Here is a 21,656-nt window from a genome sequence, read left to right as displayed (position 1 = left end):
GAGGCTAAACGATGATTGGCATCAAAACATATGGTGTGCATATTCCGCTTTTTCGTCTATCGTCCAAGGAAGCTGCCGGTTTCTATGGAAAAAAAGCAACATCAAGTGAAAAGGCGGTAGCTGGGTTTGATGAAGACAGTCTATCCATGGCTGTCAACGCCTCTTTAAAAGCAGTTAAATCTTCAGTCGAATCGATTGGTCTTATTCAATGGGCGACAACGACTCCGGCCTATTTCGAAAAAAGCGGAGCAGTAACGATGGCACAAGTACTTAATATGAAAGATTCGGTAAGGACGAATATCTCAGGAGGGAGCATGAGAGCTTCAACTGAATCATTCCTTCTTGCAAAGAATTTTGCTGAGGCAGAAAGAAAAGACGCGCTAGTTGCTTTTTCTGACACGAGGGCTGGCAAAGGAAACAGCCTGATCGAAGCAGAGTCCGGAGACGGAGCCGTATCTTTTGTGATTGGAGAAGGAGAAGAGGTTCTCGCTGAACTTGTCGGAAGTGTCAGTTATTCGGACGAACAGCTGACTCAATGGAGGTCAGTGAATCATCCATTTACAGAAGCATGGGAAGACCGATTCCAGCAAACAGTTTTTCTAGAACGGATCGAACATACAGTGACAAGACTACTGAATGAACACAAGCTGGAACCCAATGATATTCACCATGTCGTCATTGCAGGTCCGACGATGAGAATGCAGACGCTTGCGGCCAAAACACTAAAGCTGTCGAGCGAACAGCTCACAGGCCAAGCCGCTCAAACGATGATTGGGCATACAGGCGTCGCTCATCCGTTTATGATGTTTGCCTCTTGTTTAGAAAACGCCGCCTCTAACGAATGGATTCTAGTGGTGAATGAAGGGGATGGCTGTGATGCCTTGCTGTTCAAAACGACGAAAGAGCTAGACAAGATGACAGCAGCTCCTGTCAAAGAAGCGCTGAGCGAAAAAAGACTGATAAGCTACAGTGACTATGTGAATTGGAAACAGCTGCTTCCAATTGAAGAAGGGCGTAGGCCACAGCAGCCTCGGTTGTCAGCACCTGCATATAGGAGAGCGAATGATCAAAGTTTGCCGTTTGTCGGAAGCAAATGCCTTTCATGCGAGACACCGTATCTGCCAGCCCAAAGAGTTTGTATAACTTGTCACTCCTTAGATGGAATGGAGCCTTATTCTTTCAGAGGGAAGCGCGGTTATATTGCGACATTCACAATAGACTATTTGGCTTTTTCAAAAGCATCTCCGACCATTTTATGTGTGATTGATTTTGAGGGAGGCGGGCGGATTCTAGCCGAATTGGCGGATGCCGATCAGGAGAAAGTCGAAATAGGCAGCGAAGTCACTTGGAGCTTTAGGAGAATGTACGAAAGAGATGGCGTACAGAATTATTATTGGAAAGCCATACTGAAAAGGGGGCAGGGTCATGTCTAAAAGCATATCAGATCAGGTCGCTGTGATTGGCATGGGATGCACCAGGTTTGGAGAACATTGGGATAAATCAACCGATGACCTCGTCATTGAAGCCGCTTATGAAGCGCTGAAGGATGCTGGCATTGAACAATCTGATGTTGATGCGGCATGGATAGGCACGATGGATTCTGGTTATGCCGGATTCACACTGTCCAGTCCGCTGAAAACAAACTATATTCCCGTCACACGTGTGGAAAATATGTGTGCGACAGGTTCAGAAGCCTTTCGTCAGGCTTGTTACGCGGTAGCGGCGGGCGCTTATGATGTCGCGCTGGTCGTTGGGGTAGAAAAGTTAAAGGATTCCGGTTACAGCGGACTAGTGATTGATGAAGGAGCAAATGATGGAACAGATCCGAATTTAACGGCTCCTGCTGCCTTTTCCTTCATCGCTCCTGCCTATTTTAAAAAATATGGGCTCGATGCAGAGACAGGAAAAAAAGTGCTCGCCCGCATCGCTTGGAAGAACCATGTAAACGGAGCGAAAAATAAAAAAGCGCAGTATCAAAAAGAGATTCCAATGGAGGCAATTATGCAGTCACCAATGGTCGCATCTCCTTTAGGTGTGCTCGATTGTTCAGGAGTAGCAGACGGCGCGGCGGCCGCCATCATCGTCCGTTCCGAAGATGCGCCTAAATATCAGGCACAGCCGATGTATGTGAAGGCTTTATCTGTCGCGGTCGGGCCGGGAGAAGGCATGCTTACGCAAGATTTTGACTTTACCTCGATTCGGGAAAATGCTGTGGCAGCTGAGGAAGCCTATCGTCAAGCGGGGATTAAAAACCCGGCACAGGAAATTGATATGGCGGAAGTCCACGATTGCTTTACACCTACCGAATTGATTATCTATGAAGATTTAGGTTTCTCAGAACGGGGAGAAGGCTGGAAGGATGTCATGAGCGGAAAGTTTGATATAAATGGAGATCTGCCGGTCAATCCTGATGGAGGATTAAAATCGTTTGGTCATCCGATCGGAGCTAGCGGTCTCCGCATGCTGTATGAAATGTATCTGCAATTTCAAGGACGGGCGGGAGAGCGGCAATTAAACGACCCTAAAATCGGGCTGACGCATAACCTAGGCGGCTTTCCTTGGCAGTGTGTCTCGTTTATTTCAATAATTGGAAAAGAGAAAGCACAATAGATAGGGGGATAACAAATGTCACATCCATACTTAACTGATGAACATGAGATCTTTCGGACCTCGTTTCGCAAATTTTTGCAAAAAGAAGCAGAGCCGAATTTTGAACAATGGGAAGAAAACCGCTTGATTCCGAGAGAGTTTTGGAAGAAGCTTGGAGAGCAAGGGTTTCTGTGTCCGCAAGTGGAAGAAAAATATGGTGGCATGGAAACAGATTTCGGCTATGCGGTGGTGATCAATGAAGAATTAGAGCGTATAGGCAGCGGTTTAGTGGGAGTCGGGCTGCATAATGACATTGTCGTTCCGTATATTGAAGCCTATGGAACAGCTGATCAAAAACAGCGCTGGCTTCCGGGGTGCACGACAGGAGACACCATCACGGCGATCGCTATGACAGAACCAGGTGCAGGCTCAGACCTTGCCGGGATCAAAACGACGGCTATTAAAGACGGTAATGAATATATCTTAAACGGCCAAAAAACATTTATCACAAACGGCATTCAATCCGACTTAATTTTGGTCGCCGTAAAAACAGATCCAAACGCCCAGCCAAAATATAAAGGTGTCAGTTTAATCATGGTGGAAAGAGATACACCTGGATTTACGCGCGGAAGAAAACTAAACAAAGTCGGTCTGCACTCTCAAGACACCGCTGAACTGTATTTTGAAGACTGCCGGGTGCCTGCAGAAAATTTAATTGGCGGAGAAGGGCAGGGATTTCGCTTCTTAATGGAGAAACTTCAACAAGAGAGATTAATGGTGGCGATTGCTGCCCAGACCGCTGCTGAAGATATGCTTGATATGACCATTAATTATGTGAAAGAAAGAAAAGCTTTCGGCCAGCCGATCTCAAAATTTCAGAATACTCAGTTTAAACTAGCGGAGATGGCGACAGAAATCGAGATGGGTCGGGCATTTTTAGATTCTCTCATTGTCGATCATATGGCAGGAAAAGATGTGGTCACAAAGGTTTCTATGGCGAAATGGAAGCTGACCGATATAGCGAAAAATGTAGCAGCTGAATGCCTGCAGCTTTATGGCGGTTATGGCTACATGGAAGAATATAAGATTGCAAGAAGATACAGGGATATACCTGTTGCAGCTATATACGCAGGAACAAACGAAATTATGAAAACGATCATTGCGAAAAATATGGGATTATGAGGAGGCAACTATGAAAACAGCGAATGAAAAGCGGGTGTTATCCCGTTTTCACTACCACGTGGAACCGGCAAAAATCCGGGAACTAGCGGATGCGATAGGAGATCCTAATCCGGTGTATAGGAGTCTTGAAGCGGCGCGCTCACAAGGCTTTCAAGCGATTCCTGTTCCGCCAACCTTTGCGACAGTGATTGACTTTTGGGGCGGGTTTGATTTTGACACACTGGTTTCAAAGCTTGAATTAAACGCGCTGCAAGTCCTTCACGGAGAACAGGAGTATGAATACATTGAGCAGGTGTATGTGGGAGATCACTTAGAGGCAGAAGTCAAAGTGCTGAAACAAAATGAACGGAAAAACATGAAATTTATCGTGCTGGAAACCACCTATCAGCGAGAGGGAAAAACGGTGCTTATCTCGCGTTCAACAGTAATTGAAAGAAAAGGATAGGATAGGAGGAGTCAAGATGCTGACGGAGATTAAAAAAGAAAAAATCACTCATACGCAGCTGGTGAAATATGCCGGAGCAAGCGGCGACTTTAACCCGATTCATACAGTCGTTCCATTAGCGCAAAAAGCAGGATTAAAAGACTGTATTGCCCACGGCATGCTGGTGATGGGCATGGCCGGAGAAGCGCTTGGAAAGTGGGGGGTTCAAAAAGACCTGCAATTATTTAATGTGCGGTTCTCTGCGATGACTTATCCCGGCGAAGAACTGGTCATTCAGGGGAACTGGACGGATGAAGAGAAATTAAAAGGCGATTTGACGGTCTCAAATACGGAAGGCGAAGTAAAACTGAAAGGGAAATTTCAGCTTAGACAGGAGGAGAAGGCAGAATGATGAAAGATCAAGTAGCGATTATCACTGGGTCCGGAAGAGGAGTGGGAAAGGCAGCCGCTCTCATGATGGCAGAACAGGGAGCCAAACTGGTGATCTCAGATAAAGATGAAGTGCCAGCTCATGAAACAGTGGAAGAAATCAAACAAATGGGCGGCGAAGCGGTTTCCTATTGCGGTGATGTCACTAGTGACGGATTCGCTGAAGGCATTATGCAAAAAGCCGCCGAGTCTTTTGGCGGTGTTGACATTTTAGTGAATAATGCAGGTTATACATGGGATTCGATGATTCATAAGATGACAGATGAACAATTTCAAGCGATGCTTGATATTCATTTAGTCGCCCCATTTAAACTAATTCGCGCGGCAAGTCCTTATATGCGTGATGCAGCGAAACAGGAAATGGAAAATGGGATCGTGAAATACAGAAAGATTGTCAACGTTTCGTCTGTAGCTGGTGTGATGGGGAACGTTGGTCAAGCGAATTATGCATCAGCGAAAGCCGGCCTGATTGGTTTAACGAAAACGATCGCGCGTGAATGGGGAAGCTTTAACGTGAACTGCAATGCGGTCGCCTTCGGGTTAATCGATACAAGACTAACCCAATCAAAAGAAAAAGGCGAAACCGTCAATGGTGTATCTGTCGGGATCCCAGAAAAAGTGAGAAAAATGTTTGAGCATTCCATTCCTCAACAGCGTGGAGGCACAGCAGAGGAAGCCGCATCAGGCATTTATTATTTAGCGTCCCCGCTCTCGAATTATACAAATGGCCAGGTGCTGCATATTAACGGAGGCTGGTATACATGATGCTAGAAGGAATCAAAGTCATTGATTTCACACAATACTTGCCGGGACCGTTTGCGACGCTCCGCCTCGGTGATTTAGGGGCGGAAGTCATTAAAATAGAACGGCCGGAGGGAGACCCTGCCCGTCAGTTATCGGGCGGAAAAGTATTTCAGGCGAATAATAGAAACAAACAAAGTGTCGCACTCAACATCAAAGATCCATCAGATAGAGAGACGGCCAAACGAATGATCCAGCAAGCGGATGTGGTGATTGAAAGCTTTCGGCCAGGTGTCTTAGAAAGCCTGGGACTCGGCTATGAAGAGATTCAAAAGCTGCATCCAGGTATTGTGTATTGCTCGTTAACAGGCTATGGCCAAACGGGCGCATTATCGAAGCTCGGAAGCCATGACATCAACTACATGGCACTGAGCGGTCTACTTTCACAAATGAAAGATGAGAACAATCGCCCTGTTCACCCTTCGCTTACCTTTGCTGATTTAATAGGAGGCATGGCTGCATCAGAAGCGATATTAGCGGCACTTGTGAAAAAAGCAAAAACAGGAACAGGAAGCTACATAGATTTAGCGATCACAGATGCAGCGATTTCCTTATTAACGACTCACCTGCAATATCCGGAAGGCCGCGGAGTGAAAGGGCTTGAAGGAGGTACCATCTCCTATCGGCTGTACGAAACAAAAGATGGCCGGTTTATGAGTTTAGGCGCGCTGGAACCGAAGTTTTGGCAGAATTTTTGTCAAGCAGCGGGTCATGAGGAATGGGGGCGCTGGCATCTCGAACGTGCGATTCCAGGAAACGAAGCGTTTGAAGCAGTGACCCAATTATTTTTATCCAGAACATTCGCGGAATGGATGGAGTTCAGTGAACGAGTGGACTGCTGCCTCGCTCCTGTTCTTGAAACCTATGAGGTGGAGTCATCTACTTATAACCAAAGCCGCGGTTTAATCACACAGTCACCTTGGAATGATATGCAAGTGCAAACCACAGCTCGGCCAAGAGCCATGAATCCGCCGCCAAAGCTTAACGAACATCATGATCTTCACACGCCTCTTCCAAACCAACCATAAAAAAGGGGATGATTGTTTATGATGAACACACCGTTACTACTAACTTCCATGATTGAGCGAGCAGAAAAGTATTTTCCGGAAAAGGAAGTCGTTTCTCGGACATTATCAGGCATTCATCGGTATACGTATAAAGAAATTGGTGAGCGTACGCGCCGTCTTGCCCATGCGCTAGAAAAGCTCGGTATGAGCCGAGGTGAAAAAATCGGCACATTCGCTTGGAATCATCACCGGCATTTAGAAGCTTACTTTGCCATTCCGTGCCGCGGAGCGATTATTCATATGATTAACATCCGGCTTTCACCAGAGCATATTGCCTATGTGATTAATCATGCGGAAGACAAAATTCTGCTGGTGGACGAAGATTTACTCCCGCTAATTGAAGCGGTAGCGCCACATCTGCAGACGGTGGAAACATACATTATCATGAGCGATTCAAAAGAAATTCCATCAACCTCTTTAAAAAATGTGTATTCATATGAAGCGATCCTTGAAGAAGCTGTCCTGACTATCCGCTCTTAGATGATATCGATGAACATGCGCCTGCTGGCATGTGCTATACATCCGCAACGACGGGGAATCCAAAAGGCGTGGTCTATTCTCATCGCGGCATCTATCTTCATTCCATGTCGATTGGCATGACAGATACGCTTGGAATCTGTGAAAAAGATGTCACGATGGCGATTGTACCGATGTTCCATGCGAATGCGTGGGGACTCCCGTTTGCAAGCGTGTGGTTTGGGGCGACACAAGTGATGCCGGGGCCGCAGTTTACCCCTGGACTGTTAGCCGAGCTCATTGAAAAAGAAAAAGTGACGATGACGGCTGGCGTGCCGACTGTCTGGCTTGGCATGCTGAAGGAACTGGAAGCAAACCCTCGGGATATCAGTTCTCTGCGCGGAGTCGTTTCAGGCGGATCCGCAGCACCTAAAGGCATTATTCAGGCATTTGAGGAAACGTATAAGATTCCATTTATTCAAGGGTACGGGATGACTGAGACAAGTCCAATCGTCAGTCTCTCTAATATGACAACGACACGCGAAAAAGAGCAGCCAGATGAAAAGATCAATATTCGGGCCACACAAGGTCTCGTCGTTCCGGGACTTGAAGTGCGTGTCATCAATGAAAATGGAGACGTCCCGCAAGATGGTAAAACGATGGGTGAACTCATTGTCAGGGGCCCATGGGTGGCAGACGAATATTATAAAGATGAACGTACGAAAGATACATTTAAAGATGGCTGGCTATACACAGGTGATATTGCGACCCTTGATGAATATGGGTACATTAAAATTACTGACCGGACGAAGGATTTAATCAAAAGCGGCGGAGAATGGATTTCTTCTGTTGATCTTGAAAATGCGCTTATGTCTCATGAAGGCGTATTTGAAGCCGCTGTGATCGCCGTGCCGCATGAAAAGTGGCAAGAGCGTCCTGTTGCCTGTGTCGTGTGTAAAGACGCCTATAAAGATTCATTAACGAAAGAACAATTGATGGCGTATTTAGAACCGCAATTTGCGAAATGGTGGATGCCAGATGACATTGTATTTATGAATGAAATCCCTAAAACGTCTGTCGGCAAGTTTTTAAAACGGGCACTAAGAGATCAGATGAAAGATTATTACACGAGTCCTCAATAATGAACTATTTACGAAAAGGCCGTTCGAAAAAACGGTCTTTTTGGTATGATTAGAATAAGTTTGTCGATAAAAAAAGGATTTTGAAGTTTTTTCAAGAATTATAATATTGAAATAATATATCAAGCGATAATAGAAGTGCAGCAAAGGAGGCATCTATGAAAAACGGAATAATTTTTATTGGACAAATTTTTATCTTATGGGTGATTAATGAGATCAGCTACTTCATCGTGAACTTTTTCAGTATCCCAATGCCCGGCAATGTGCTAGGCATGATGATCTTGTTCTTATTATTAATCACGAACGTTATTAAACTATCATGGATTGAACAGGGGGCCGCTTTTTTAAACAAGCATTTAGCGTTTTTCTTTGTACCGATTGCGGTGGGGCTGATGACGTATGGAGGATTAATCGCAGAGTCAGGATGGAGCTTAGCGGCTGTTCTATTTGGCAGCTCGATTCTCGGTTTAGCTGTCACTGGCGGCATTACCCAAATCCTTGCAAAAAAAGCGAACAGTAAAGAGAAAGGAGAATCTAAGCATGAACGGCATCACATTATTTAGTCTCCTGATTACGCTTTCTGTTTACTTATTCTCGCGTGTCATGGCGAAAAGATTTCCATCGCCGCTGACGACACCGGTATTTTTCAGCACAGCTATTATTATCATCATTCTTTTAATGGGAGACATCACTTATGAGGAGTATACACCTGCCAAAGACTTGATGACTTACCTGCTTGGACCGGCAACCGTTGCCTTAGCGGTGCCGCTTTACCATAACCGGGAAGTGCTGTTATCTAAACTGATGCCAGCGTCGCTTGGCTTAATTATCGGGACGGTTTCAACCATTGTTTCTGCTGTTTGGCTAGTTAAACTTTTCGGCTTATCAAAAGTCATTGCGGCTTCAGCAGGCACGAAATCAGTTACAACGCCGGTAGCCATCGAAGCGGCAAAAATTATCGGCGGTGATCCTGCCTTATCTGCTGCGTTTGTCATGGTAGCAGGAATGTTTGGAGCCATGCTGGGACCGGCACTGCTGACACTCTTAAAAGTAACAGACCCATTTTCCCGAGGACTGGCAATCGGTACAGTCGCACATGGAATCGGCACGTCCCAGGCAGCGATGGAAGGTCCTTTGCAAGGAGCCGTATCAGGAGCCGCTATGGGATTTGCAGCAATCATCACTTCATTTATATTGCCTTGGCTGTTCCCGCTTCTATTTTAGCGGCTAGTTATATAGAATTAAAAGAGTACGATAAAGTGATACATAACAAGGAGGAAGAAGGATATGTTTAAAAAGTTTGCTTCTGACGCATTAGGTCTTTCAGATATTGGAACGATTATCAGCCCGGCAGATTATGATAAGACGGATGCTGATGATTATGTGATGCATGAAGATAACGAAAAAATCTATTTCTTAATTAAAACCAAATCCGATGAATACTGTTTTACTAATTTAGCAGTAATCCATGTCGATGGCGTCAATGCCGTTTCTTCGAAAAGAACGTTAATGCGCTATCCGTATTCCCAAAACAAAATTTCAAATGTCGTGCTCGAAACAGCCGGTAAAATTGATATGGATGTAGAAATTAAATTTAGACTCGGTGATATTCCATTTGATATTGATGTCAGAAAAGATCAGATTGAACAATTGAAAGATTTATATAAGTCTTTGCTCAGAATCGCTGAAATCACTCATGACAATGCCATCTATATTGATATGGCGTCGCAAAGCGCAGAGAAAGCAGCCAGTATTTTGCATTATACAAGAACAGAGGAGAAGCAGCTGGCAGCTACTTATAAAGAATTGATGGATACTGGTTTCCAATGGCTCTCATCTGTGCGTGATCAGTACCATACAAAAGATTTTGGAAGCGTATTTGAGAAATATATTAATAATTAATTAGATGAACAGAAGCCCGCTCAAGAAAAGCGGGCTTTTTCGCCCGCATAAACCTGTCAATTTTCTTTCTAACGGCGGCTTCCGGGATTCTAACGGCGGATTCTGAAGTTCTAACGGCGGCTTTCAGGATTCTAACGGCGGATCCTGAAGTTCTATCGGCGCTTTTTAAAGTTCTATCGGCGAGTCGCCAATCTATCAAAAATCTCACAGCGTGTACGGAAACTCAATCAAATCACTCACGAAAAATAAAAATTCAGAAAATTAAATCTAATAGGTTGAATTATTTTTTTGCCTCCTGTAATATTATAACAGTAAACATACCAACCGGTTAGTAGGGGGATAAAAATGAATTTTTCCTATTCTGATAAGGTAGTGGAATACCAGAATCGATTGAATGAGTTTATGGAAGATCACGTCTACCCAAATGAAAGATTATATGAACAGCAGCTGAATGAATCGTCCTCCAGATGGAGTCGCATTCCTCCGATCATGGAAGAGATGAAGGAAAAAGCAAAAAAAGCGGGTCTATGGAATTTATTTTTGCCAGAAAGCGAGTACGGGGCAGGATTGACGAACCTGGAATATGCACCGCTTTGTGAAATGATGGGGAGAAGCATGATTGGTCCTGAAGTGTTTAACTGCGCTGCACCAGATACTGGCAATATGGAAGTGCTCGTGCGCTATGGGACAGAGGAGCAAAAAGAGAAGTGGCTGAAACCGATGCTTGCGGGTGAAATCAGGTCTTGTTTTTCCATGACGGAGCCAGATGTCGCTTCAAGCGATGCCACAAACATTGAAACTAGTATTGTTCTAGAGAATGATGAATATATTGTCAATGGGCGCAAATGGTGGTCATCAGGTGCTGGAGATCCCCGCTGTCAAATTGCGATCGTGATGGGTCAAAGCAATCCAGATGGACCTAAATATGAGAGACAGTCGATGATTTTAGTTCCGCTGGATACCTCAGGAGTCAAGATTGAACGAATGCTTCCGGTATTTGGCTATGATCACGCGCCTCATGGACATGCGGAAATCACGTTTAATCAAGTGCGTGTCCCCAAGGAAAATATGATACTAGGAGAAGGTAAAGGATTTGCAATTGCTCAAGGAAGGCTAGGCCCTGGCAGAATTCATCATTGTATGAGATTAATAGGCGCAGCAGAGCGAGCGCTTGAAGATTTATGTAAGCGTGTTCAAAATCGAGAAGCCTTCGGAAAGCCACTAGCAAAACAAGGAGTCGTTCAAGAATGGATCTCTGAATCGCGAATCGAAATTGAACAGGCTCGACTGCTTACGCTTAAAGCCGCTTATATGATGGATACGGTAGGCAATAAAGAAGCCAAACAAGAAATCGCCATGATTAAAGTCGTTGCCCCACGGATGGCTTTAAGGGTGATTGACCGTGCCATTCAAGCGTACGGGGGAGCCGGAGTCAGCGATGATACGACGCTTGCTGCACATTGGGCGAATGCGCGGACGCTTCGGCTTGCAGATGGACCGGATGAAGTCCACAAAGCGCAGCTGGCTCGCTTGGAGTTAAAACGTCAGCAGATTCGTCAAGAAGGAGGAAAGCAGCCATGCATGTAAAGGAAATATTTGATCTTACAGGTAAAACAGCCATTGTCACTGGAGGCGGAAGAGGATTAGGAGAGCAAATGGCGGAAGCACTGGCTGAAGCTGGTGCTAACATTGCGATTTGTTCTAGGAACGCTGAGAACTGTGAAGCGGTAGCAGAACGGCTGGCGAGTCTCGGGGTAAAGACATTCGCCCTTGCCTGTGATCTGACGAATCCGGAAGACATCGAACAGGCAGTCGAAAAGATTCTTGAGGAGTTTGGCCAGATCGATATTTTAGTCAATAACAGCGGAGCAACATGGGGAGCGCCTGCTGTGGATATGCCTCTATCCGCCTGGCAAAAGGTGATGGATGTCAATGTAACAGGAACGTTTCTTATGTCTCAGGCAGTCGGCAAGCAAATGATTAAACAGCAGTCTGGAAAAATCATTAATATCGCCTCCATTGCTGGACTTGTAGGAACCGATCCCGAATATATGGACACCATTGGATACAATACGAGCAAAGGCGCCGTTCTCACATTTACAAAAGATTTGGCTGTCAAGTGGGGACAGCATAACATTCAAGTGAATGCGGTAGCTCCAGGCTTTTTCCCAACAAAAATGTCCAAAGTTATTATTGAAAAGGGGAAAGATCATTTTCTTAACACGACACCGCTCAAACGCTTCGGATCTAACAGTGATTTAAAAGGGACAGCCGTCTTTCTAGCGTCAAAAGCGTCGGACTTTATCACTGGAGATACGATTATTGTTGATGGCGGCACGCATGCGATGTAATTAAATGATGAGTAAAGCCAGGATTCTGGCATAAAGAAAGGGAGATTAAAATGGAAAATAAACAAACTTATTTTTCTCACTACCCAACTGGCTACTCCCATGATTTAAACATACCTAACCTCTCGCTTCAGGACATGCTTCATGAAACAGTCAAACGGTTTGGCGACCATCCGGCAACCAACTTTTACGGCCATAAAATGACCTATGCCGAACTGCAAAAAGCGGTCTTTGGATTTGCCAGCGGCCTGCAGCAAATAGGCATTGAAAAAGGGGATCGAGTGGCCATCATGCTCCCGAACTGTCCGCAATACGCTATTGTTTATTACGGAATTTTGCAAGCGGGAGCGATCGTTACACAAATTAATCCTATGCTCGTTGAAAGAGAGCTCTCCTATATTTTAAAAGACAGCGGTTCAAAGGCGATGATTATTTTCGATGCACTGTATCCGAAGCTTCAATCGATACGAAAAGAAACGAACATAGAATCAGCGATCACTGTCAGTCTCCAAGCAGAATTCACACCGCAAAATCCAGACTGCACATTTCCGCAATTTCTCACTCTTAGTCAAAGTTACACTCCCATTGAGATACAGCCTAAAGAAGACTTGGCCGTTCTTCAATATACTGGCGGAACCACTGGCCGTTCCAAAGGGGCCATGCTGACGCATTTCAACATTTTAGCCAATGTCGTTCAATCACATGAAATTTTTAAAAATGATATAAAAGATGGACATGAAAAGTGCTTGTCGGTCATCCCGCTTTTCCATGTGTTTGGTATGACTTCCTGCATGAATCTATCCATCTACTCAGGCAATGAAATGATTCTCTTGCCAAGGTTCGACCTCGAGGAAGTATTGGCGGTCATTAAGAAAGAACAGCCGACGATCTTTCCGGGTGTGCCGACGATGTATGTCGCGATCACAAATCACCCCCAAGCTGAAAATTACAACATCAGCTCGATCCGCATCTGCAATAGTGGAAGTGCCCCTATGCCGGTTGAATTAATGAACGAATTTGAACGGAAAACAGGAGCGAAAGTGCTAGAAGGCTATGGATTATCAGAAGCATCGCCCGTGACCCATTGCAATAACCCGTTTACAGAACGGAAAGCCGGAACAGTCGGCATGGCATTGCCTGGGACGGAATGCCGGGTGGTGGATTTAGGTGCTGGAACAGAAGACGTGGAACCTGGGCAGCTTGGTGAGGTGATTATTAGAGGCCCTCAAGTGATGAAAGGATATTGGCATCAGCCTGAAGAAACCGAGGTCACATTAAAAGAAGGCTGGCTTTATACAGGTGACATTGGCAGTTTAGATGAAGACGGCTATTTATCCATCGTCGACCGAAAGAAAGATATGATCATTGCCGGCGGCTTCAATATTTATCCCCGTGATGTGGAAGAAATTCTTTATGAGCACCCGGCCGTTCAGGAAGCAGTCGTCATTGGCATACCGGATGAATATCGGGGAGAAACAGTAAAAGCTGTCCTAGTTTTAAAAGCAGGGAAAGAAGCAGATGAAGAGGAGATTATCACTTATTGCCGCGAGCATATGTCTGCCTATAAAGTGCCGACCGTTGTGGAATTTCGCCAGGAACTCCCGAAAACAAGTGTCGGAAAGATTTTAAGAAGAGCGCTGAGGGAGGAATCAGCTCCGACTGCGAAATAAGATAGTCCGAATGCGCTCCTGTTCGTATGATATAATTTTTTCAGTTGAATGAAGAGACAGAGAGGATTATCGAGATGAAAGAAGCAATCATCGATCAGAGCATCGAGCTATTCGCCGAAAAAGGTTTTAAAGAAACCTCCATTCAAGACATTATGAATGAGTTAAATGTGACGAAAGGAACCTTCTATTATTATTTCAAAAGCAAAGAGCAGCTGTTGATGGAAATTCATCTTCAATATATTGAAAGGCTGCTGGATCAGCAAGAAGCTATCATAAACGACCATGCTTGTTCAAACCATCAGAAACTTAAACAAATCATATTTGGTTTAATTCGTGACATTGATAAAGAAGGGTTTCGAGCAAAAGTGTTTTTTCGAGAAATTCGTCATTTAACAAATGAACATTTAGATCGGATTATGCCGCTGCGTGATCAGTTTCGCTACAACATTCAGAAGGTAGTTGAAGCCGGTATGGAGGCCGGAGAGTTCCGGAGCGACTTACCAGCTGATATAGTGACCTTTGGCATCCTTGGCATGGCGAATTGGAGCTATTTTTGGTTTCAGCCAGAAGGGGAAGTATCTGATCGAGAAGTGGCGGAGATCTTTTCAAGCATGCTGACAGATGGAATGAAGAATCAAACGTAATGAAAGCAGGTTAGTGGAAAATGAGTGCTGTGACATTCATTTTTCACTTCTTTCACAAGGAGGAAATGTAGATGAATATAGACGAGATCAAGAGAATAACGGTCATTGGCGCTGGGCAAATGGGACATCAGATTGCCATGTTATCCGCTTTAGGCGGTTTTCAAACCGTACTTTATGATGTGAATCAAGAATTTCTTGTCAAAGCTAAAGAAAAGCTGACAGCCATTATGAATAAATGGGTAGCAAAAAAGAAAATCAATCAGAAAGCTTATGATGAGGCCTTTTCGAGATTGTCATTTTCTCAAGACTTGAAAGAAGCTGTGAAAGACAGTGACTTTATCATTGAAGCGGTGACAGAAAAGCTAGAAGTGAAGCGCGACGTCTTTGCTAAGCTCGATCAATTAGCGCCTGCGCACGCGATACTCGCATCCAATTCATCAACGATTGTCAATTCGTTGATTGCCTCCGCCACTAACCGTCCGGAGCAAGTCGTGAACATGCACTTTTTCTTCCCTCCGCTAGTGATGGATTGTGTGGAAGTCGTTAAAAGCGATGAAACGAGTGAAGAAACAGCTCAAGTGACGATGGATGTGTGCAAAAAAATGAATCGAACGGCAGTCTTGCTTCATAAAGAAATTTCGGGATTTATTGCCAATCGAATTCTTGGTGCATTGCAAAAAGAAGCGGTCTACTTGTATGAAAATGGCTATGCGGATTTTGCTGATATAGATTTGATCGTAAAAAAAGCGTTGAATCATCCGATCGGTCCATTTGAGTTAATGGATTTATCCGGAATCGACGTCGGCTACTATGTGATGCAGCAGCAATATGAAGAATCCGGTAATCCGGCTGACAAACCTCCTCGCTGCATGGAAGAAAAAATGAATGCCGGACAACTCGGAAGAAAAACTGGACAGGGTTTCTACACGTATGAAAAAGACGGGGTGAAAGCATGAGTGTCGTAACCGTTGAAAGAGAGAACGGCATTGCCATAGTGACCATAAATAATCCGCCACTGAATGTATTTAGCAAACAAGTAGCGAAAGAATTATCGGAAATTTATGAAGAATTAGAAAAAGACTGGCGGATAACGGTCATTATTTTAACTGGGGCAGGTCAAAAAGCATTCATGGCTGGAGCGGACATTAAAGAATTTCCACAAATGATCGGAAATCCCGATATGGAATCTCATATCAAACGGACTCATCGAATCTTTCACCAGCTGTCTGCCATTCCTAAACCGGTGATTGCCGTACTCAACGGAATGACATTTGGCGGCGGCTGCGAACTGGCATTGACTGCTGATATTCGCCTCGCAGAAGAGCATGCCCAAATAGGCTTGCCGGAAATTAAACTAGGATTGTTTCCAGGCGGCGGTGGAACACAAAGGCTGCCGAGACTGATCGGCCCGTCAAAAGCGAAAGAATTAATGTTTCTTGGAGAACCGATAAGCGCTGAGGAAGCGAAAGAGATTCAATTAGTGAATAGAGTCGTCCCTAGTGGAGAAGGTCTCGCTGAGGCTAAAAAGCTTGCCAAAAAAATGAACAGCTATTCACTGCAGTCGTTAAGCCGGATCAAACAGGCGGTTGATGAAGGTTTAAACGAATCCCTTGAAGACGGCATAGAGCTTGAAGCAAAATTGTTTTATGACATTTTTCAAACGGGTGATATTCAGGAAGGGGTTCAAGCATTTATCGAAAAAAGAAAACCCGTATTCAATCATAAATAGGAGGTTTAAAACATGCATGAAACTTTAGTGAGAGTGCGTTTCTGTGAAACAGATGCAATTGGGCACATCAATAATGTCAGCTATTTCATTTACTTAGAGGATGCCCGCATTCAATTTATGGAAGCGATGGGGGCAGGAATGGACATCGGAAACTGGGAATTTATTTTAGCCAATGTAGATTGTGACTTTGTTGCACAAGGCTACTTTAAGCAGGAGTTAACTATTAAAACATTTGTGACCCGGATTGGAAATAAAAGCTTTACCCTTGGCCATGAAATTGTTGATACGAAAACGGATCAATTGATCGCCAAAGGTACGGCAACAATGGTTTATTTTGATTTCGAGAATCAGCAAAGTGTGGCGATTCCAGAAGAAGTAAAGACTCAATTAAAAAGCAATTTTATAGAGACTGCTTCTTAAAAGGAAAGGAGACAAAAAGATGCCGCAGTTAATTCCCGTCAGAAAAGGCGAAGAGCTGAATCTTTCCCGCCTTGAATCCCATCTTCGCCAAACCATACCGAATTTGCCGGAAAGTTCTTTAATGGTGAAGCAGTTTGGAGCCGGTGCATCCAATTTAACCTATGAACTGACGATCGGCAGCTGGGAAGCGGTTTTAAGAAGAGCGCCGCTCGGAAAAGTTGCGGCTAAGGCACATGACATGGAGCGGGAATTTCATGTGCTGGCTTCGCTTTATGACCAGTTTCCTCTAGCTCCGAAGCCGCTGTATTATTGCCCGGATGAATCCATTGCCGGAAAGCCGTTCTTATTAATGGAACGAAAATATGGGGTGTTATTGGAAAGTGAACTTCCGAATGGCATGGAAGTGACGGAGGAAGCTGGAATTCGGTTGTCGGAACAGATGTTGGATACGTTAGTGAAGCTTCATCATGTGGATTACAGAGGGAGTAAGCTGGAAGAAATCTCAAAGCCTGTGGGATTTATGGAAAGGCAAGTGCACGGATGGATTGGGCGCTTTGACAGAGCTCAAACAGATGAAGTCAAAGCTTTTCCTGAGTTGAAAAAATGGCTCATTTCCCATATTCCAATTTCTCAAGACGCGACAGTCATTCACTATGACTATAAATTCAATAATGCCCTTTTTTCAGACGATTTGTCGCATATGACTGGTTTGTTTGACTGGGAGATGGCAACCATTGGTGATCCGCTGGCAGATGTAGGTGCTGCCATGAGTTATTGGGTGGAGGAAAATGATCCTGACATATTAAAGATGGGATTTGGCAAGCCGCCGATCACCACAAAATCCGGTTTTTTTACTAGAAATGAATTTATCCAAAGGTATGCTCAAAAAAGCGGCAGGGATGTTTCTGGCATTCATTATTACTTGACGTTTGCTTACTTTAAATTGGCTGTCATCTGCCAGCAAATTTATTATCGGTATAAAAAAGGACAGACAAATGATTCGCGCTTTAGAAAATTTGGGGAATTTGCGGAAGCTTTAATCGAACATTCGTGGACAACGGCTAAATTAGGAGGGAAATAAATGGCGGGAATTCGAGCAGCGAATAGAGGCGGAGAATTTTTATTGAGAGAAACAGATCCTAAGCTGATTTTTACTCCAGAAGATTTGACCAATGAACATCAGTTAATCGCAAATACAGCCCGGCAATTTATTGAAAAAGAGGTTCGGCCGCTTAGAAAAGAAATCGAAAATCAAGATTTTGAGCTAGTGGCAAAACTTATGCGAAAAGCGGGTGAGCTTGGGTTATTGGCACACAGCATTCCTGAAGAATACGGTGGATTAGGACTCGATAAAGTCACGAAAGGTCTCGTTGGAGAAATGGTAGGACCAACAAGCGGATATGGAGTTGCGCACTCTAACCATACCTGTATCGCAACCCTTCCAATCACTTATTTTGGAACCGAACAGCAAAAACGAACCTACTTGCCAAAACTCGCGTCCGGTGAATATATTGGCGCCTATTGTCTGACTGAGCCAGAAGCGGGTTCTGATGCTTTGAATGCACAAACGACAGCGGTGCTGAATGAAGCCGGCACTCATTATATATTGAATGGGGCCAAACAATATATTACCAATGCTGCTTTTTCTGACACCTTTATTACGTACGCAAAAGTAGATGGCAGGCATTTTACCGCCTTCATCGTAGAGAAAGATTTCTCCGGCTTGCAGATTGGACCTGAAGAGAAAAAGATGGGCATTAAAGGTTCATCTACTTGTCCGGTTTTTTATGAAGACTGTCTTGTACCGGCAGAAAATGTCTTAGGCGAGGTTGGGAAAGGTCATGTGATTGCGTTAAATGTACTCAATCTCGGACGTTTTAATCTTGGCTCTGCTTGCATGGGAGCCGCTAAGTACGCGATGGAGCTAGGTATCAAATATGCGACAGAACGAAAGCAGTTCCAAACGCCGGTCGCACATTTCCCTGCGTCTAAAGAAAAGTTCGCGAATATGGCTGCGAGAATCTATGCTTCTGAATCCATGCAGTATAGGAGTGCAGGACTTTTAGAAGAAACATTGGGAAATCTTTCAACAGGAACCGATCAGAAAGCAGTGGCTGAGAAACTATCAGAATATGCCATCGAATGTTCGGTATGCAAAGTATATGGCTCTGAAACTCTTGATCAAATAGCAGATGATTCGCTGCAACTTCATGGCGGAGCGGGATTTATCTATGATTATGTTATTGAACAAGTGTACCGGGATTCTCGGATTAACCGCATTTTTGAAGGCACGAATGAAATTAACCGATTGCTGCTGCCAACACAGCTATTAAGAAAAATAGCTAAAGGCGAGATGGATTTATCAGCTGTATTAAATGTGGCTCAAGCGGAAATCCGTAAGCTTCCGGCTGATATTTCTTTAGATCATAGAGGTCACTCAGCAGTAAATGCGGCTCGTCAATTTTTCCAGCTGCTGCTCGGTGCCTGCCATCAATTACATGGTGACAAACTGATTCAAGAGCAAGAAATGCTTATGAATCTAGCGAATATAGCCATTGAACTGTACGCGATGGAATCAGCTGTCCTTAGAACAGAAAAAGTGATTCAGCAAAAAGGAAGCAATTTAGATTTGAAAAAGGCTTTAACACAATTAGCCATTGACCGATCTTGGGAACAAGTTCAAAAGCACGCTTTGGCTCTTATTAACGAAATATATAGTGGAAATGAGCGGAAAGAATGGCTTCGTTTAGTCTCTGACTGGACGATTTTGCTGCAATCCGAAAAAGCCAATGAAAGAAATCGAAAAATAGCGGATGCTATGATTAAATCGGCAAAATACGCAATTTAATGGATGGATCGGATAAAGCTATTTGCTGACGCTGGCGGTATAAACCGGATAGGCATAGCATCAATCATATGAGGAGGAAAAGAAATGGGAGATTTATTGATTGAAAGAAAAGACGGACTGCTTATCCTCACACTAAATCGTCCGGAAAGCCTGAACGCATTCAGTGCTGATATGATAACGGGATTGACGGATCAGATCAAACGAGCGAAAACGGATCATGAGGTGAAAGTGATTGTATTAAAAGGAGCCGGACGCGCATTTACAGCTGGAGGCGACGTTAAGTCGATGGGAACAGCTTCTGCAAATGATGTGTACGAACACATCGGGGAACTGAACCAATGTATAGTAGCGATTCAAGAGTCAGAGAAGCCGGTTGTCGCCTGTGTCCATGGATTTGCGGCAGGTGCCGGTTTTAATTTAGCTCTTGCGTGTGACTTTATCGTTGCGGCAGAAGATAGCCAGTTCGTTTTAAGCTTTGCACAAGTCGGATTAATTTCAGACGGAGGGGGACTATACTTCCTGCCGAAACTTCTTGGACTTCAAAAAACAAAAGAGCTGTTATTTTTGGCAAAGCCTTTAACGGCTAAAGAGGCAGAAGAATATGGAATCGTGAACATAATTTGTCCGCTCAACGAATTAGAAATAGAAGTCCAAGCTTTTGCTGAACGCTTAGCGAAAGGTCCTTTAAAGGCGTATGGGAAGATGAAGAAAATTCTTCATGACTCATATTTGCTGTCGCTAGATCAAGTGTTGGAGCGAGAGCGGCTGACGCAAATGCTGATGGTGGAATCGGCCGATCATTCAGAAGGCGTAGCAGCGTTCAAAGAAAAAAGGCAGCCTGTTTTTTCAGGAAAATAAAGGAGGAGTGCAACGTGAAAGCCATTCAGCTTGAACAATACGGAGGTCCGGAAGTGCTTCAAGTCGTTCAGTTAGAAAAACCGGTTGCGAGAAAGAAAGACGTACTGATAAAGATTGAAGCCATTGGTGTGAACTACGCAGATACGGCTAGAAGGGAAGGACAGTACGTGATCCCAACTCCGCTGCCGTTTGTTCCAGGAGCGGAAGTAGCAGGAGAAGTCGTGGAAATTGGTGATGAAGTGGAAGGGATTGAAGTCGGCACAAAAGTGGTCACATTAATTGGCTCGAAGCGTTCGACGGGCTATGCCGAATACACGCTGGCTGATTCGAGGGGGCTGATCCGGCTTCCAAAGGGAATGGATATGCAACAAGCTGTTTCTCTACCGCTTCAAGGGTTGAGCGCGTATCATATTTTAAAAACGATGGGACAACTACAAGCCGGTGAAACGGTGCTTGTCCATGCTGCGGCTGGCGGTGTAGGAACCATCGCCGTTCAATTAGCGAAACTGTTTGGGGCTGGAAAAGTGATTGCAACGGCAAGTACAGAAGAGAAACTGGCACTGGCCCGATCACTGGGAGCGGACGAAACGGTGAACTATACGGAAGAAAACTGGAGCGAACAAGTCATGGATCTAACAGATGGCAGAGGAGCAGACGTGGTATTGGAAATGGCGGGAGGAGCAGTTTTTTATGAGTCTCTAAACGTGCTTGCACCATTTGGAAGAATCATTCTATACGGAAATGCGAGCGGTGAGCAGGTCCGCATCAATCCGGCTCGGCTGATGGCAAAAAATCAAACCATTTCAGGATTTTTCTTGCCTCAGATCATGGAAAAGCCAAAGCTTTTTCAGCAAAGCTTGCAAGAACTGTTAGGGTATGTAAGTGAGGGAAGATTAAAAGTGATTATTGGCGGAACATTTAAACTAGATGAAGCGGCAGATGTTCATCGCATGCTTCAGGATAGGAAAACTAGCGGAAAATTGATTTTACTGCCATGAGAAAACCGGGTGCCAAAGAGCACCCGGTTTTTCTAATTATGGTTTTGAAAACCCCTGGCTATGCCGGGGGTTCTAAAGAGCTTCAAGCGAGGTATAAAAAAATCCTCACTTCATGGTAGGATAAAGTTGGT

21 protein-coding genes and 1 pseudogene are annotated in these 21,656 nt (G+C 44.5%); all 22 read left to right on the top strand.

The genetic code is table 11. The features are described 5' to 3' along the window. Positions 1 to 11 precede the first annotated feature (11 nt). The 22 genes and pseudogenes from JOC78_RS03230 to JOC78_RS03125 all read left to right on the top strand — a co-directional run bounded on the left by JOC78_RS03230 (position 12) and on the right by JOC78_RS03125 (position 21,525). Positions 12 to 1,433: an OB-fold domain-containing protein gene (locus JOC78_RS03230; RefSeq protein ID WP_204552965.1), complete on the top strand. Its 1,422-nt coding sequence runs from the start codon at positions 12 to 14 to the stop codon at positions 1,431 to 1,433. Further along, positions 1,426 to 2,610, top strand: a complete 1,185-nt coding sequence (locus JOC78_RS03225) for an acetyl-CoA acetyltransferase (protein ID WP_204552963.1) — start codon at positions 1,426 to 1,428, stop codon at positions 2,608 to 2,610. Before JOC78_RS03230 ends, JOC78_RS03225 begins: the two co-directional genes overlap by 8 nt. Positions 2,611 to 2,625: 15 nt before the next feature. Then, entirely contained in the window at positions 2,626 to 3,771 is a 1,146-nt protein-coding gene (locus JOC78_RS03220) for an acyl-CoA dehydrogenase family protein (protein ID WP_204552961.1), read from the top strand. A gap of 10 nt (positions 3,772 to 3,781) precedes the next feature. Further along, positions 3,782 to 4,216, top strand: coding sequence for an FAS1-like dehydratase domain-containing protein (locus JOC78_RS03215; RefSeq protein ID WP_204552959.1), 435 nt, complete (start codon positions 3,782 to 3,784; stop codon positions 4,214 to 4,216). A 16-nt stretch (positions 4,217 to 4,232) separates the two neighbouring features. Beyond that, on the top strand, positions 4,233 to 4,607 hold the full coding sequence (locus tag JOC78_RS03210) for a MaoC/PaaZ C-terminal domain-containing protein (protein ID WP_204552957.1): 375 nt from the start codon (positions 4,233 to 4,235) through the stop codon (positions 4,605 to 4,607). Further along, positions 4,604 to 5,410, top strand: coding sequence for an SDR family NAD(P)-dependent oxidoreductase (locus JOC78_RS03205; RefSeq protein ID WP_204552955.1), 807 nt, complete (start codon positions 4,604 to 4,606; stop codon positions 5,408 to 5,410). Before JOC78_RS03210 ends, JOC78_RS03205 begins: the two co-directional genes overlap by 4 nt. Next, entirely contained in the window at positions 5,407 to 6,474 is a 1,068-nt protein-coding gene (locus tag JOC78_RS03200; protein WP_239586972.1) for a CaiB/BaiF CoA transferase family protein, read from the top strand. Before JOC78_RS03205 ends, JOC78_RS03200 begins: the two co-directional genes overlap by 4 nt. Before the next feature lie 18 nt (positions 6,475 to 6,492). After that, positions 6,493 to 8,111, top strand: a pseudogene (locus JOC78_RS03195) (long-chain fatty acid--CoA ligase). A gap of 155 nt (positions 8,112 to 8,266) precedes the next feature. After that, positions 8,267 to 8,671, top strand: coding sequence for a CidA/LrgA family protein (locus JOC78_RS03190; protein ID WP_204552953.1), 405 nt, complete (start codon positions 8,267 to 8,269; stop codon positions 8,669 to 8,671). Continuing rightward, on the top strand, positions 8,649 to 9,332 hold the full coding sequence (locus tag JOC78_RS03185; RefSeq protein WP_204552951.1) for an LrgB family protein: 684 nt from the start codon (positions 8,649 to 8,651) through the stop codon (positions 9,330 to 9,332). The genes JOC78_RS03190 and JOC78_RS03185 overlap by 23 nt, the downstream gene beginning before the upstream one ends. 63 nt (positions 9,333 to 9,395) lie before the next feature. Further along, complete coding sequence (locus JOC78_RS03180; protein ID WP_204552949.1) at positions 9,396 to 10,010, top strand: PH domain-containing protein; 615 nt, start codon at positions 9,396 to 9,398, stop codon at positions 10,008 to 10,010. A gap of 345 nt (positions 10,011 to 10,355) precedes the next feature. Continuing rightward, the gene (locus tag JOC78_RS03175) at positions 10,356 to 11,597 is read left to right on the top strand and encodes an acyl-CoA dehydrogenase family protein (protein ID WP_204552948.1); all 1,242 of its coding nucleotides are present in this window, start codon (positions 10,356 to 10,358) and stop codon (positions 11,595 to 11,597) included. Next, complete coding sequence (locus tag JOC78_RS03170; RefSeq protein WP_204552947.1) at positions 11,588 to 12,361, top strand: SDR family oxidoreductase; 774 nt, start codon at positions 11,588 to 11,590, stop codon at positions 12,359 to 12,361. Before JOC78_RS03175 ends, JOC78_RS03170 begins: the two co-directional genes overlap by 10 nt. Positions 12,362 to 12,411: 50 nt before the next feature. Then, on the top strand, positions 12,412 to 14,028 hold the full coding sequence (locus JOC78_RS03165) for a long-chain-fatty-acid--CoA ligase (RefSeq protein WP_204552946.1): 1,617 nt from the start codon (positions 12,412 to 12,414) through the stop codon (positions 14,026 to 14,028). 74 nt (positions 14,029 to 14,102) lie between these two features. Further along, positions 14,103 to 14,672, top strand: a complete 570-nt coding sequence (locus JOC78_RS03160) for a TetR/AcrR family transcriptional regulator (RefSeq protein WP_204552945.1) — start codon at positions 14,103 to 14,105, stop codon at positions 14,670 to 14,672. 71 nt (positions 14,673 to 14,743) lie between these two features. Then, positions 14,744 to 15,628, top strand: coding sequence for a 3-hydroxyacyl-CoA dehydrogenase family protein (locus JOC78_RS03155; RefSeq protein ID WP_204552944.1), 885 nt, complete (start codon positions 14,744 to 14,746; stop codon positions 15,626 to 15,628). Beyond that, on the top strand, positions 15,625 to 16,401 hold the full coding sequence (locus JOC78_RS03150; RefSeq protein WP_204552943.1) for an enoyl-CoA hydratase: 777 nt from the start codon (positions 15,625 to 15,627) through the stop codon (positions 16,399 to 16,401). Before JOC78_RS03155 ends, JOC78_RS03150 begins: the two co-directional genes overlap by 4 nt. Positions 16,402 to 16,413: 12 nt before the next feature. Continuing rightward, the gene (locus tag JOC78_RS03145; protein ID WP_204552942.1) at positions 16,414 to 16,821 is read left to right on the top strand and encodes an acyl-CoA thioesterase; all 408 of its coding nucleotides are present in this window, start codon (positions 16,414 to 16,416) and stop codon (positions 16,819 to 16,821) included. 19 nt (positions 16,822 to 16,840) lie between these two features. Continuing rightward, a complete protein-coding gene (locus tag JOC78_RS03140; RefSeq protein WP_204552941.1) occupies positions 16,841 to 17,902 on the top strand; it encodes a phosphotransferase family protein in 1,062 nt (353 codons plus the stop codon). Beyond that, positions 17,903 to 19,669, top strand: coding sequence for an acyl-CoA dehydrogenase family protein (locus JOC78_RS03135; protein WP_204552940.1), 1,767 nt, complete (start codon positions 17,903 to 17,905; stop codon positions 19,667 to 19,669). Positions 19,670 to 19,753: 84 nt separating this feature from the next. Further along, positions 19,754 to 20,527 carry an enoyl-CoA hydratase/isomerase family protein gene (locus JOC78_RS03130; protein ID WP_204552939.1) on the top strand — a complete coding sequence of 258 codons (774 nt, stop codon included), beginning with the start codon at positions 19,754 to 19,756 and terminating at the stop codon, positions 20,525 to 20,527. Between the two features lie 14 nt (positions 20,528 to 20,541). Continuing rightward, positions 20,542 to 21,525, top strand: coding sequence for a zinc-binding dehydrogenase (locus tag JOC78_RS03125; RefSeq protein WP_204552938.1), 984 nt, complete (start codon positions 20,542 to 20,544; stop codon positions 21,523 to 21,525). Positions 21,526 to 21,656 lie beyond the last annotated feature (131 nt).

This window comes from Bacillus ectoiniformans, assembly GCF_016908875.1.
Classification (GTDB): Bacteria; Bacillota; Bacilli; order Bacillales; family Domibacillaceae; genus Bacillus_BX; species Bacillus_BX ectoiniformans.
This window is presented reverse-complemented; position numbering and strand designations above follow the sequence as displayed.

What these genes read in the sequence shown, in the direction of transcription:
- JOC78_RS03200 (WP_239586972.1), top strand. Translation starts at nt 5,407, where the DNA reads ATGATGCTAGAAGGAATCAAAGTCATTGATTTCACACAATACTTGCCG.
- JOC78_RS03180 (WP_204552949.1), top strand. Translation starts at nt 9,396, where the DNA reads ATGTTTAAAAAGTTTGCTTCTGACGCATTAGGTCTTTCAGATATTGGA.
- JOC78_RS03130 (WP_204552939.1), top strand. Translation starts at nt 19,754, where the DNA reads ATGGGAGATTTATTGATTGAAAGAAAAGACGGACTGCTTATCCTCACA.
- JOC78_RS03225 (WP_204552963.1), top strand. Translation starts at nt 1,426, where the DNA reads ATGTCTAAAAGCATATCAGATCAGGTCGCTGTGATTGGCATGGGATGC.
- JOC78_RS03160 (WP_204552945.1), top strand. Translation starts at nt 14,103, where the DNA reads ATGAAAGAAGCAATCATCGATCAGAGCATCGAGCTATTCGCCGAAAAA.
- JOC78_RS03150 (WP_204552943.1), top strand. Translation starts at nt 15,625, where the DNA reads ATGAGTGTCGTAACCGTTGAAAGAGAGAACGGCATTGCCATAGTGACC.
- JOC78_RS03175 (WP_204552948.1), top strand. Translation starts at nt 10,356, where the DNA reads ATGAATTTTTCCTATTCTGATAAGGTAGTGGAATACCAGAATCGATTG.
- JOC78_RS03220 (WP_204552961.1), top strand. Translation starts at nt 2,626, where the DNA reads ATGTCACATCCATACTTAACTGATGAACATGAGATCTTTCGGACCTCG.
- JOC78_RS03215 (WP_204552959.1), top strand. Translation starts at nt 3,782, where the DNA reads ATGAAAACAGCGAATGAAAAGCGGGTGTTATCCCGTTTTCACTACCAC.
- JOC78_RS03210 (WP_204552957.1), top strand. Translation starts at nt 4,233, where the DNA reads ATGCTGACGGAGATTAAAAAAGAAAAAATCACTCATACGCAGCTGGTG.
- JOC78_RS03155 (WP_204552944.1), top strand. Translation starts at nt 14,744, where the DNA reads ATGAATATAGACGAGATCAAGAGAATAACGGTCATTGGCGCTGGGCAA.
- JOC78_RS03185 (WP_204552951.1), top strand. Translation starts at nt 8,649, where the DNA reads ATGAACGGCATCACATTATTTAGTCTCCTGATTACGCTTTCTGTTTAC.
- JOC78_RS03230 (WP_204552965.1), top strand. Translation starts at nt 12, where the DNA reads ATGATTGGCATCAAAACATATGGTGTGCATATTCCGCTTTTTCGTCTA.
- JOC78_RS03145 (WP_204552942.1), top strand. Translation starts at nt 16,414, where the DNA reads ATGCATGAAACTTTAGTGAGAGTGCGTTTCTGTGAAACAGATGCAATT.
- JOC78_RS03140 (WP_204552941.1), top strand. Translation starts at nt 16,841, where the DNA reads ATGCCGCAGTTAATTCCCGTCAGAAAAGGCGAAGAGCTGAATCTTTCC.
- JOC78_RS03170 (WP_204552947.1), top strand. Translation starts at nt 11,588, where the DNA reads ATGCATGTAAAGGAAATATTTGATCTTACAGGTAAAACAGCCATTGTC.
- JOC78_RS03190 (WP_204552953.1), top strand. Translation starts at nt 8,267, where the DNA reads ATGAAAAACGGAATAATTTTTATTGGACAAATTTTTATCTTATGGGTG.
- JOC78_RS03135 (WP_204552940.1), top strand. Translation starts at nt 17,903, where the DNA reads ATGGCGGGAATTCGAGCAGCGAATAGAGGCGGAGAATTTTTATTGAGA.
- JOC78_RS03205 (WP_204552955.1), top strand. Translation starts at nt 4,604, where the DNA reads ATGATGAAAGATCAAGTAGCGATTATCACTGGGTCCGGAAGAGGAGTG.
- JOC78_RS03165 (WP_204552946.1), top strand. Translation starts at nt 12,412, where the DNA reads ATGGAAAATAAACAAACTTATTTTTCTCACTACCCAACTGGCTACTCC.